A 13,171-nucleotide genomic window follows, 5' to 3' on the forward strand; every position below is an offset into this window, starting at 1 on the left:
GTTATACTCTTGACAGAAAGATTTCGTCAAGCGAAACTTACCCACAATTTCCTCAAGGACTACAAAATATTCATGCGAGTTAAAAGCGACGAAAAACGACAAGCGATTATAGATATTGCAAAAGAATGCTTTTCACAACAGGGAGTTAGTGGAACTTCCATGTCTCAACTGGCAAAGCAAGTGGGGGGTTCTAAGGCGACTCTTTATAACTATTTCAGCTCTAAAGAAGAAATATTCGCCGAGGTGATGCAGTCATCTGCAACAGAGCAAATCTCTAATTCTTTTCTCTCTTTGGACGTAAATCGTGATGTTCGAACGTCTCTTTTAGAATTTGGTTACAATTTCCTAGACTCAATTTTAACCCCCGATGCTATCTCCATTTATCGCATGGCAGTCGCTGAAGCAGACCGGTCTGATATAGGTCGCCATTTCTACAACAATGGCCCTAAGAAAGGCTGGAAACACTTAAGTGAGTACATCGAAAAGCAGTCGCTAAAAGGTGAATTAAGCCAGTGCAATCCATGGATCGCTGCTATGCAATTCAAAGCTTTGTTGTCGTCAGAATATGTTGAACAATATGCGTTTGCCGCCATCGATAAACCAAGCCAGCAGCAGATCAAAACCACTGTCGAGCAGGCTGTGAATGCATTTATGAAGCTTTACGGAAACGAATAGACCACTTGCATCCCCTCTCACAATCTTTTCTACATACAGCGATCTTGCCCTCATTCTAATTTTTCGAATAAGGGCAACAAATTCAGCGGCTGTGATCGCAGCGTCTAAAGCTCTAACATCTCTTCCATAGATTGGCATTGCTATTAATGACCCTGTCGTTAGTTAGCCAACAAGCCAAGTGAGGAGAACACTATGATTGAAATTAGAAAAGCATCTCAACGCGGCCGAGCGAACTTTGGCTGGTTAGACAGCAAACACACATTTTCTTTTGGTAGCTACTTTGATCCTAAGCACATGGGATTTTCAGAGCTTAGAGTGATTAACGATGACACTGTTGCTCCTAGTGCTGGCTTTGAAACACACAGCCATCGTGACATGGAGATCATCAGTTACGTTCTTCAAGGCACCATCGCGCACAAAGACAGCGAAGGAAATGTTGAAACGCTTCCAGCGGGAGAATTTCAATTGATGTCCGCTGGTCGTGGAATTGCTCACAGTGAATTCAATGCGTCTAGCACGGAAACGTTGAAGTTTTTGCAAATCTGGATTCAACCAAATAGCTATGGCGGTAAACCGGGATATCAGCAAAAAGATTTTGGTCAAGAGGCAGGTCTAACGACGATTGCAACGCCAACGGGTGAAAACGGTACATTGCAAATCAAACAGGATGCGATGTTGCACCAACTCATTTTGGAGCCTCATACCGAGCTGAGCTATCAAGTCACTGAAGGTCGCCGCGTGTATGTTCACCAAATCACCAGCGAACTGTTTGTTAACGATACACAACTGACTCCGGGAGATGGCGCAAAGATCGTTTCTCAAGAGTATTTGAGCTTCTACAACAACAGCGATACACGTGCCATAGCGCTAGTGTTTGACCTACCATAACGTTCTTATAGTTTTTCGTTCCTTCCCTTTTCGCCATGAGCATTTCACTCGTGGCTTTTTTCTTTTAATTCGAACATTTTGTCTGTCTTTCATCACCATCTGAATCAGATTCATAATGGTAAATTAGTAAAAAATCATTTTGTAACCGGTTTCATTTTGTTTTTTTCTGGATTAGAATGCAGCTAACTCACCTATTCTTATTAGGCTCACTTACTTTATTTGAGAAGGTATCACTATGTCACAACAAGGTTTTCCAAAAGATTTTCTCTGGGGCGGAGCGGTCGCAGCGCACCAAGTTGAAGGTGGTTGGAACAAAGATGGAAAAGGTCCTAGCGTCGTCGATGTACTTACGAAAGGTGCTCATGGTGTGCCTCGCGTCATCACAGAAACTGTTGAAGCCGATAAATTTTACCCAAACCACGAAGCGGTTGATTTCTACGGTCACTTCAAAGGTGACGTGGCTCTGTTTGCAGAAATGGGCTTTAAATGTTTCCGTACTTCCATCGCTTGGACACGTATTTTCCCAAATGGTGATGAAGAGACACCAAACGAAGCAGGTCTTCAGTATTACGATGATCTTTTTGATGAACTGTTGAAATATGGCATTGAACCTGTCATTACCCTTTCTCACTTCGAAATGCCAAACCATTTAGTGAAAGAGTACGGCAGTTGGAAGAACCGTCAGGTAATGGATTTCTTTGTGAAGTTCAGCTTAACCGTGATGGAACGCTACAAAAACAAAGTGAAATACTGGATCACGTTCAACGAAATTAACAACCAACGTAACTGGAAACTTCCAATCTGGGGTTACTGTAACTCTGGGATGATTTACAGCGACTACGAAAATCCTGAACAAATGCTGTATCAAGTGCTTCACCACCAGTTCCTTGCAAGCGCACTCGTCGTTAAGCAAGGTCATGCTATCAACCCAGATTTTAAAATTGGCAGCATGATCCATATGATGCCTCTCTACCCCGCTTCATGCCGACCTGAAGATATGCTGCTTGCACAGGAAATGATGCGCGAGAAGTACCAATTCAGTGACGTGCAAGTTCGTGGTTACTACCCAAGTTACCTACTCAAAGAGTGGGAACGTAAAGGGATTACCGTCGACATGCAGCCAGGTGACGATGTTATTCTGCGAGAAGGTTGTGCAGATTACTTAGCGATCAGCTACTACATGACCAACATCGTTTCAGTAAAAATCGATGAAGCGACCAACACGCCTTCACTTTTCGAAGGTAGCCGCCTAAATCCATATTTACCAGCGTCTGACTGGGAATGGCAAATTGACCCAGACGGTCTTCGCTATGCGCTTTCTGAACTTTACGAGCGTTACCAAAAGCCAATCTTCATTGTAGAGAATGGCCTTGGAGCATTAGATAAAGTTGAACAAGACGGTTCAATCAACGATGACTATCGCATTGACTACCTTGGTTCACACATAAAAGCAGTGAAACAAGCGATCAGCTATGACGGTGTTGATGTCATGGGTTATACACCATGGGGTTGTATTGACTGTGTATCTTTCACCACCGGTGAATACCGTAAACGTTACGGCTTTATCTACGTCGATAAACACGATGATGGCAGCGGCACAATGGCACGTTCGAAGAAGAAGAGCTTCCATTGGTACAAGACGGTTATTGAAACCAACGGCGTAGTTATCTAATCCTCGTAATTACGGTTAGCTATCTAAGAATAGTCACTGATAAGCCCCCCACCGATAGGCAGCCCCTCCGAGCCATGAAAGGCTCGGTGTAACGTCAAGGATGAACTCATTCGTGTTTGAGTTCTGTGACTATTCATTGCCATACAACTATTTAAGAAGATTATATTTTTAGCTAGACTTGTCTACCTCTGACACAGCTACCCTGTCGTTGGATAGATAAGGAATTGTATGGCAACCATAAATGATGTGTGTAAAGCCGCTGGCGTTTCGAAAGCTACGGTCTCACGAGTACTCAATAACAGTCCTCAGGTAAAAGAAGTTACCCGAAATGCGGTACTGTCGGTAATGAAAGAGCTTGGATATCAACCCAATACGCTCGCACAAGCTTTAGCCACTAATACATCCAATTCCATCGGTTTAGTACTTCCTGAATTTCAAAGTAACTATTTTGGTAGTGTGCTTCACCACGCAGGTCAAGCAGCCTTACAGGCAGGTAAAAAGTTACTGGTTATTCGCAGCAAAAATAGCGCGGAAGGTGAACGTGAATCGGTTGAAACCATCGCCAACCAACGCTGTGATGCCATTTTGCTTTATAGCCGTCATCTATCCGAGTCAGAATTGGTCGAGCTGCAGCAAAAAATAGCCCAGCCACTGGTCATTCTAAATCGCCAGTTGAATGCTGAATCCTTATCAAGCTTCGGCTTAGAACAAACTCAGTTAGCTACATTGGCGATGGATCATCTGATCCAATTAGGTCATAAAAATATCGCCTGTATTACATCACCACTTAATAGTGAAACAGGACGATTACGTTTAAAAGCGTACCAACATCAGCTCAAACTGGCACAAGTTTCTGAGAACAAAAACTGGATTGTAGAAGGTGACAACACCTTAGAAGGAGGTTATAAAGGCGCGCAAATCCTGCTGCAAACTGGCGACAAATTCACTGCTGTTTTTGCCTGTAACGATGACATGGCGATTGGCGCTATTCGTGCGTTACACGATCACGGTTTGAGAGTACCTCAGGATGTGTCGGTTATCGGTATCGATAACGAACCCGCCGCGGCTTACGCTATTCCAAGCCTTTCTACAGTGTCGCTTCCTATCGTTCGCTTAACGCAAGATGCCACCGCACTCGCCTTGGCTCAGGCAAATAAGCAAGGACATCTTCCAAGTCATCAGTCTTATCACGGAGAACTGGTTGCACGCGAGTCAACACAAGATATTCGTAACCGTTCAGAAGATATTTGAAGCAGTTCTAGCTATACATAATCGAAATAGACACAATCGAACTAGTTAAAAGGCAGCCGAGGCTGCCTTTTGTCATTAATGCGAACGATGAACAAGATACCGTTAACGTATTAACGAATCGCACTGTAGCGCTTCATCATAAACATAATCCAGAGTAGTGATAGCAGTGCAAACAATGCACTCACGTAGCCAATGCCTTCAAGCGACATAAACAGGATGACTTTACCACCAATCAACGCGCCTGCGCCGATACCCAAGTTAATGATGCCGGAGAACATCGACATGATCATATCCGATGCATTGGAATCGATGTTAAGCACTTTAACCTGCATCACGAGGCTCACAATCATCAACGCTGCACTCCAGACAACCAGCAAAATACTGATTGACCATAGATGAGGTACTGCAAAGTAGATTAACGCGGTACAAACCATTACGGTTGCCGTACATCCAACTAAGATTGGCGTATTTGGACGGTCACCTAAGTTACCAAAAATGACACTGCCCAAAATACCCGCAGCGCCAAACAGTAGCAGTAAGAAGGTTGTGAAGTTTTCAGACAATGAGCCAATCACTTTCAAGAAAGGCTCAATGTAGCTGTATGCAGTGTAATGAGCGGTGAAGATCATAAAGATGAACAGATACAAGCCCATCAGTGCAGGATTCTTCAATAGCTCTGGCAGTTTCTTCATTGAACCCGTAAACAAGCTTGGCATCACTGGCAATAGGCGGTAGAGGCTAAACATGATCATTAACGCGGTAATAGCGATAACGCCAAAAGTTACGCGCCATCCCAACCACTGACCAATAATTCGTCCTAGCGGAACACCCAATACCATCGCAAGTGACGTACCCGTTGCTAGAATGCTTAATGCAAAAGTCTTTTTACCCGGAGGAGCTACACGTATTGCAATTGAGGCAGTAATCGACCAAAACACCGCATGCGCAAAGGCAATGCCAATCCTACTGGCGACAAGAACTTCGAAGCTCCAAGCAAATACAGAGAAACAATGGCTGACAATAAACAGTGCAAACAAACCAAGCAGCAATTTCTTGCGCTCAATTCGGCTGGTGATCATCATCATTGGCAATGACATCGATGCGACTATCCAAGCATAGATAGTCAGCATCCAACCAACGGAAGCCGTCGATATCGAGAAATCATTCGCGATATCAGAAAGCAGCCCGACAGGTACGAATTCAGTGGTATTGAATATAAAGCCGCTGAAACCTAAAGCAAATACGCGTAAGTATTGTGAACGACGAGAATTGTCGTTCGTTGCGGACATGGTTTGTGTCATATAACCGTGTAAAAGAGGATAAATAAATGTGCGTATATTGTGATTTATTTCACAATTAATGCAAACTGTTTATACAACTTTTTTAATACTTTTCAGAGCATTTTATTTTCTATTAACAGCAAAAACCTCTGTATCTATTTCCTCTTTTTCACGGCTATTTTTGTTGTGATGAGACATGAACGAAATGCAGCTAAGCCAAGGCTTCCGCAATCAAACTCACAGGGTGAATACACTCTAACTGGGTGTTTTCCTCAATTTGCCATTTACAAGTTTCGCAATCGGTAATCGCATAGTCGGCATTTGAACGTCTAATCTTGGTAAACAAGTCGTCTCCTATTTTCATGGAAACTTCATAGTTTTCCTCTTTAAAGCCATAAGTGCCGGCAAGACCACAGCATTCGCTATCGAGCACAATCACTTCTAGTCCTGGGATCATTTTCAACACTTCAATGGTAAACACAGCACCACCACTTCTTTCGAGGTGACAAGGCGTGTGGTAGACGATTTTCTTATTCAGTGGCTTCATTTTCGGAAGGTTTCCGCTCATGAACTCTTTCAATAGAAAACGACTGACATAGAGAATCTTACTCGCCACATGTTCATTCTCTACACCAAGCACATGGGGATATTCTTCTTGTAAAGTGAATGAGCAGGTCGATGACGTGGACAGTACCGCTACGCTGTTGTTGTCGATCGCTTTACCCACGTGTTCGATATTGAACTCAGCATTCTTTTTCGCTTTATCGTGAAAACCGTTGGCGATCATAGCCACACCACAGCACTTTTCTTTTTCGAGCAGACGTACGCCAATATTCATGGCGTTCATCACCCGAATAAAATCTTTACCCAATTGTGGGTGGTTATAGTTCACATAGCAGCCATGGTAATAGCTGACCGCACGTGGATAATTCGACTGTTCGATCACATTGCTTTTGAACCAACTTCTGAAAGTGCCATGAGAGTATTTAGGAAGCGATTTGTGCTCATGCACACCAATAGTCTTGTGCATGATTTTCTTAACCAACGGCAGCTGTGTCGCCGCATTGACTATTGGTGCAAATGGGGTAGCAAGTGAGCCAAACAAATCGGTATGACTTAGCACAAAGTCACGCACCAACTTAGGGTTCATCGGGCGTTTACCAAATTTCCCTCTCGCTACAGCAATAATATCGCCAATACGAACCCCTGAAGGACACGCCGTTTCACAACGCTTGCAGTTAGTGCAATGCTTTAACATATCATCATAAAATTCTGGGCTTTTTATACGCAGCCTTTCACCGTCTGGTCCGCACTGCTTTGGTCCGGGAAAATCTGGATTTGCCTTCGCTACCGGACAATACACGGTACATACGGTGCATTTGATGCACTGGTCGAAGGTGGTATCTCTGCTTGCAACTGTCATGCACTGACCTCCTTCATCAATAACTCACTTCGTAAACTCGAGACTATTTGCTCTACAACCCAGTAAGCGGTGCTTATCGCTACACCGCCGCCACAGCCGTGAGATATCGGGTTATATCCACTTAAAATCGCACCAATGCAATGGAGGTTGTTGACCTTATTACCGCTGATTGATGGCGTAAAACGTTTATCAGTGACCACCCCAAAAGATAAGAACGGATGGGGTTTGCCGCTAAAGAAATCATGCTGATGCCACTCGTTTCTCGCACCAGAAACTTCGGTGTCTAAATCAAAAATAGGCTCTTTAATCGCATTTTGATTGGCGATCAAACCCTTACTGAAAAAGCTCCCTGACGCGAGAATGTAATGTTTCGCTATCAGATCCATGTCACCCATTTTCTTGGTCTGAATTGAGGTTAAATTCAGACTATCGCCAAGATCCTCAAACTGCCCTCCTAGAACTTCATCGCCTTTGTGCAGCACTCCCCCCTTGTTGATGAATGTTCGCATCATCACATCTTCGATACGAATACCCAGCAACGATGGGGGCATGGTTGGTACTTCATGCAGTTTTAGTCCGGTGTAACGGCTGAGTTTATGCATCAACTCTAAACCATCGCCATTTCCCATGATCGACGGTAACACCACGAGATCTTCTGGCGAGACGACTTTTAACAACTGATTGGCAAATTCGTTAAACTGGTTTTCTTCACGCAACAGTCTGGATATGTCGATTGATCTTAAATCGTAAGGATTGCGATTGAGCTGCCCAAAAGCCGTTAAACTGACTTTTGCCGTTTTGATTGGGATATCTTTAAACGCTGGATTTAGCTGCAAATTACCAAGAGCAATATGAGGTTGAAAATCTCTGAATCCGTCCACGGCTATCATTACAATACGTTTAATTTCAGCAAGATTTGAAAAATCCTGTTCTATTTTTTCGACATAGGGTTGTGAAAGCCAAGTCGATTTCAATGTGCCCAACGTAGTGATTCGAAAGTGATTATTCTCAGAAACAAGCGTATTCATTGGCAATCCGTTCGATGCCAACATCTGTTGATACCAGTGCATCGCTGCACGAATATTCTTGCTTCCTACTTTTGCATAAGGGTGTTCTGGAAGCGCTTTGACTAAAGCCTCAATTTCCTTCCAAGGGTTATCAATCAACTGGTGGTTTAAAGGCGAATGAGAAAGCAAGTCGATGGAGCCTGAAGAAAAATGCAAAGCGCTCTGTCCACTGCTTACAACCGCCGTTTTCAACCCATGCTCTAAGCACTTAATGGCAGCCGAGTAACCTGCGATACCGCTACCAATCACTATCACATCGTAATTCATCATGGCTGCTCTTGCTCCTGAGTTGGTGTCGCAATGGTAGGTTTATCGATACGAGCTGATTCAATGTCGCTACAACCAAATAAGCCTTCATAAATCCAGTAACTGAATTCTGCTTCTCTTAATGCATCTCCCCAGAAAATCGGTTTGATTCCCTTCCAGCGCTCTTCCAAAAACTCTTTGAGCAACAGTGCTGACTCATGCCCGCCAATGTCTCCATATTCTTGAAACAAGCTGGCAGCACGATAAGCACAAAGCTCTCCCTGACAAGGTCCCATACCTAAGCGAGTACGACGGCGTAAATCGACAAGGTTTCTTACATCCAATTTTTTAATCGCGTACTCAATTTCCCCTGCAGTCACCATCTCACACTCACACACGATGGCTTGGCTTTGCGGTTTCTCGGAAAGGAAGGCTTCCGCTCGTTCTCCATGGCGATAAATTGCGGACTCATAAACAGGCTTGGCAATACTGGCGGTTTTTCTGAGTACTTTAGGTGATTCAACCGAGCCAGGTAACGGCTTGGTGTGGGTTGAACAAGGCGTGGTATTACCCAGTTTACTCGCGACGAGATCCGTTGCTTGCTCAGCCATTAGGCGATATGTCATTAGCTTACCGCCTGTAATCGTGGTAAATCCTTTAAGACCATCTCGTTCTTGGTGATCCAGCAACACAATTCCGCGGCTGATATTCCGACCAGAACTGTCACCGCTGAGCGATACCAAAGGTCTAACACCTGCGTAAGCTCTTAGCACACGTGTATTTTTCATCACAGGCGCAAGTTTGATACCTTCTTCAAGCAACAAATCCACTTCAGCCGCCGTTACGTGCAAGTCATCAATCATGTCGTAATCAATGTGTTCTGAGGTTGTGCCAATCAAGGAAATGGTGTCTCCCGGCACTAGGATGTCGGCATCGGAAGGTTTACGACAGCGGTTTATCACTAAATTATTAATGCGGTAGTCGAGAATCAATAACGAACCTTTGGCGGGGAACATCTTGATATCCAGCTCTGCGTATTCACAGATACCCTGTCCCCAAATACCCGCAGCATTAATCACTTGCTGAGCGATGACCTCAAACGGCTGATTGGTTTGTGTGTTAATGCATTTCACGCCCAAGACTGTATCGCCTTGACGAATAAGAGATACCACGCGCGAATGATTGAAAAGTCGAGCGCCATGCTCTTTTGCATCCAGTACGTTGGATGAACACAAGCGGAAAGGGTCAAGCGTACCATCTGGTACTTTGACTGCACCAATAAGCGCGGGATTAGTGTTTGGTTCTAGGCGTAAAGCATCTTTTGGCGACAAGGTTTCAACATCAATATCAGCGGCTTGGCATTGTTCGATAAAGATTTTTTGAAAATCCAAATCATCTTCTGGCAGGGTGATGAACAGACCGCCTGTATCTTCAATACAATGGCGAGCTATCTTCTTTAATATGCGATTTTCTTGGATACACTCTTTGGCTGAATGTTGATCGGTGACAGCATAACGAGCACCTGAATGTAATAAGCCGTGATTACGTCCCGTTGTTCCAGAAGCCAAATCATCCTTTTCGAGCAAAATGCAGTTAATGCCCCTAAGAGCACAATCACGCATAATCCCTGTACCTGTCGCACCTCCGCCGATAATGACGACATCGGTTTCAAATCGCACAATTGATTTCATCTCTAATCCACTCGCCCCAAATGTGAGTTTTAGTGTGGCTTAAAAAATAACAGATGTTCGAGATCTTGATCATAAATGCTCGTTCGAGCATAAAAAGAACAATAATTTCACATTAACGAGCAAATATATTTATAAGAAACTGATGACATTTATATGAAACACAAAAAAGCCAGCGATGAACGCTGGCTTTAACTGGTGAATTAAGGTTGAGGAAAATCAGTTAAACAATATCTAATTGAATATCATGCTCTTTGATTAACTTGCAGATCGATTCTGGTGGTCTTTGGTCGGTAATAATTAGGTCGACCTCTTCAATACCACCAAGTTTGACCATTGCATTACGACCAAATTTTGAATGGTCAACACCTAAATAAACACTACGGCTGTTCTCAATAATTGCTTTCTTCACTCTAACTTCATGATAGTCAAAGTCTAATAGCGAACCGTCGAAGTCGATACCACTGATGCCTAGAATACCAAAGTCCAAGCGAAACTGAGAGATGAAGTCCATTGTTGCCTCACCAGTTACACCGCCATCTCTGCTGCGAACTTCACCGCCTGCGAGTATCACTTTGAAATCAGGCTTGGTCATCAATAGCGAAGCAACATTAATGTTGTTCGTCACTATTCTTAAATTCTGGTGGTTTTTCAGTAAGGCTCTCGCCACCGCTTCAGGTGTCGTACCAATATCGATAAACAAGGTTGCACCGTCAGGAATATGCTCAACCAACTTTAGTGCAATACGTTGTTTTTCTTCCTGATTTGACACTTGTCGCATTTGATAAGACGAATTTTCAGAGCTGGTGACTATGGTTGCGCCACCGTGGTTACGCTTGATTTTGTCCAACTCGGCTAGCTCGTTGAGATCACGCCGTATCGTCTGAGGGCTGACATTAAATCGCTCAACTAGGTCTTCCGTGCTGACATAGCCTTGAGTCTTAACCAACTCAATAATTTCTTGATGACGTTTATTGGCTTTCAAAATATGTCCTGATGTCCCCATGTCTTTATGGGTTTAGTCTACTCAGTGGCGCGCGTTTGTTGAATGACTGTTTGAGTAGAGTGCTGAATATGTCACTTTTCTTAGCGTTTTTTAGTCACATTAAGCACTAAAAAGTCATCATACGACTGTTGAAAACACTAAAACTGAGAAAAAACGTGCACTATTTAACAGTTTGAATTCGAGATAGATTACTTTTTTGCTCGTTTGCTCATTTCGAGAGCGAAAACTATTTTCCGGCTTCCATCATCATCTACCATTAGCCCATGAAATAAATAAGGGTAATTGTGTTTCCAAAAACACCATCGCCGGATTTGTGACAAATGTGATGTCTTTGATAGCACTAAAGCCCATAAAATAAATCCAATATCCAAGCACTTGAGTCAATTGCCTTCTTTTTGTTAGGCGCTGTCAGGTAGGCGGATAGATAACGTGAATAGGACCGCTACTTATGAATAACAAATATGTCGTCGCTCTGGATCAGGGAACCACCAGCTCTCGTGCTGTGGTACTCGATCATGACGCAAACATCGTCAGTGTATCTCAACGTGAGTTTACCCAAATTTATCCTGAGTCTGGCTGGGTAGAACATGACCCACTTGAAATCTACGCGACTCAAAGCTCTGTACTGGTTGAAGCATTAGGCAAAAAAGGTATCCGCTCTGATCAAGTAGCCGCTATTGGTATAACTAACCAACGTGAAACCACCATTGTCTGGAACAAAGAGACTGGCGAGCCTGTTTATAACGCGATTGTTTGGCAGTGCCGTCGTACTGCCGATATTTGTGTACAGTTAAAAACGATTGAAGGTTTTGAAACCTACGTGCGTGAAAATACAGGGTTATTGCTAGACCCATACTTCTCAGGTACCAAAGTAAAATGGATCCTCGACAATGTTGCAGGCGCACGCGAACTAGCACAACAAGGCAAGCTTCTGTTTGGTACTGTTGATACATGGTTAGTGTGGAAGATGACTCAAGGTCGTGTCCATGTCACTGACTATACCAACGCATCGCGCACCCTACTGTTTAATATCAACTCTCTTCAGTGGGATGAAAAAATCCTTAAAGAGCTCGATATCCCACTATCGATGATGCCTGAAGTGAAAGCCTCTTCTGAAGTGTATGGCGAAACCAATATCGGTGGTAAGGGCGGTACTCGTATTCCTATTTCGGGTATTGCGGGCGACCAACAAGCGGCGCTCTTCGGTCAAATGTGTGTTCAACCGGGTCAAGCTAAAAACACTTATGGCACTGGCTGCTTCCTTCTTATGAACACTGGCAAAGAGAAAGTTACTTCGAAAAATGGTTTGTTAACAACGCTAGCGTGTGGACCTAAAGGTGAAGTTTCTTACGCACTAGAAGGGTCGGTCTTTATTGGTGGCGCAGCAATTCAGTGGCTTCGTGATGAAATGAAGCTCATCACCGAAGCAAAAGATTCTGAATATTTTGCGACCAAAGTTGACTCTTCTAACGGAGTTTATGTGGTTCCTGCATTTACAGGCTTAGGCGCACCTTATTGGGATGCTTATGCTCGGGGCACTATTGTGGGTATGAGCCGAGGTACGGGCATAAACCATATCATTCGTGCAACGTTGGAGAGTATTGCATACCAAAGCCGTGATGTTATTGATGCAATGCAAGCGGATTCCGGTATCAAGCTAGCAACACTGCGTGTTGACGGCGGAGCTGTGGCAAATAATTTCTTAATGCAATTCCAATCAGACATCCTGAATACTGATGTTCAACGACCTAAGGTTACAGAAGTTACCGCATTAGGCGCAGCTTACTTAGCGGGTCTTGCGGTTGGATATTGGGATTCGTTGGATGAAGTGGCGGATAAAGCAGAAATCGACCGCGTCTTCGTGCCAGCACAAGACGAGCAGAAACGAGCTCAACGCTACAATGGCTGGAAACGTGCAGTACGAGGTGTGCTGGCTGTTTCTCACGTCGATGACGAGTAACTTGTTATCAGTCCC

The 13,171-nt window shown here is 43.9% G+C and carries 10 protein-coding genes; 5 read left to right on the plus strand and 5 right to left on the minus strand.

Translation table 11 applies throughout. The annotated features are described in order from the left end of the window. The first annotated feature begins 72 nt into the window (after window positions 1-72). The 4 genes from ACOSVQ_RS03555 to ACOSVQ_RS03570 all read left to right on the plus strand — a co-directional run bounded on the left by ACOSVQ_RS03555 (window position 73) and on the right by ACOSVQ_RS03570 (window position 4,486). The gene (locus tag ACOSVQ_RS03555; protein WP_102942657.1) at window positions 73-675 is read left to right on the plus strand and encodes a TetR/AcrR family transcriptional regulator; all 603 of its coding nucleotides are present in this window, start codon (window positions 73-75) and stop codon (window positions 673-675) included. Window positions 676-867: 192 nt separating this feature from the next. Then, the gene (locus ACOSVQ_RS03560; protein ID WP_112404331.1) at window positions 868-1,563 is read left to right on the plus strand and encodes a pirin family protein; all 696 of its coding nucleotides are present in this window, start codon (window positions 868-870) and stop codon (window positions 1,561-1,563) included. Window positions 1,564-1,798: 235 nt separating this feature from the next. Continuing rightward, window positions 1,799-3,235: a 6-phospho-beta-glucosidase gene (locus ACOSVQ_RS03565; RefSeq protein ID WP_491981209.1), complete on the plus strand. Its 1,437-nt coding sequence runs from the start codon at window positions 1,799-1,801 to the stop codon at window positions 3,233-3,235. A 228-nt stretch (window positions 3,236-3,463) separates the two neighbouring features. Then, entirely contained in the window at window positions 3,464-4,486 is a 1,023-nt protein-coding gene (locus ACOSVQ_RS03570) for a LacI family DNA-binding transcriptional regulator (protein ID WP_491981210.1), read from the plus strand. 110 nt (window positions 4,487-4,596) lie between these two features. On the opposite strand, the gene ACOSVQ_RS03575 is transcribed toward ACOSVQ_RS03570, so the two are convergent. The 5 genes from ACOSVQ_RS03575 to ACOSVQ_RS03595 all read right to left on the minus strand — a co-directional run bounded on the left by ACOSVQ_RS03575 (window position 4,597) and on the right by ACOSVQ_RS03595 (window position 11,175). Continuing rightward, window positions 4,597-5,775 carry a sugar transporter gene (locus tag ACOSVQ_RS03575; protein ID WP_491981211.1) on the minus strand — a complete coding sequence of 393 codons (1,179 nt, stop codon included), beginning with the start codon at window positions 5,773-5,775 and terminating at the stop codon, window positions 4,597-4,599. Between the two features lie 202 nt (window positions 5,776-5,977). Then, entirely contained in the window at window positions 5,978-7,189 is a 1,212-nt protein-coding gene (gene glpC, locus ACOSVQ_RS03580) for an anaerobic glycerol-3-phosphate dehydrogenase subunit GlpC (RefSeq protein ID WP_491981212.1), read from the minus strand. After that, complete coding sequence (glpB, locus tag ACOSVQ_RS03585) at window positions 7,186-8,526, minus strand: glycerol-3-phosphate dehydrogenase subunit GlpB (protein ID WP_491981213.1); 1,341 nt, start codon at window positions 8,524-8,526, stop codon at window positions 7,186-7,188. Before glpB ends, glpC begins: the two co-directional genes overlap by 4 nt. After that, a complete protein-coding gene (gene glpA, locus ACOSVQ_RS03590) occupies window positions 8,523-10,193 on the minus strand; it encodes an anaerobic glycerol-3-phosphate dehydrogenase subunit A (protein ID WP_491981214.1) in 1,671 nt (556 codons plus the stop codon). The genes glpB and glpA overlap by 4 nt, the downstream gene beginning before the upstream one ends. 220 nt (window positions 10,194-10,413) lie before the next feature. Further along, entirely contained in the window at window positions 10,414-11,175 is a 762-nt protein-coding gene (locus tag ACOSVQ_RS03595; RefSeq protein WP_491981215.1) for a DeoR/GlpR family transcriptional regulator, read from the minus strand. 469 nt (window positions 11,176-11,644) lie between these two features. On the opposite strand from ACOSVQ_RS03595, the gene glpK reads away from it, so the two are divergent. After that, on the plus strand, window positions 11,645-13,156 hold the full coding sequence (gene glpK, locus ACOSVQ_RS03600; RefSeq protein ID WP_491981216.1) for a glycerol kinase GlpK: 1,512 nt from the start codon (window positions 11,645-11,647) through the stop codon (window positions 13,154-13,156). Window positions 13,157-13,171 lie beyond the last annotated feature (15 nt).

The sequence above is a fragment of the Vibrio sp. HM8-C genome, assembly GCF_058630515.1.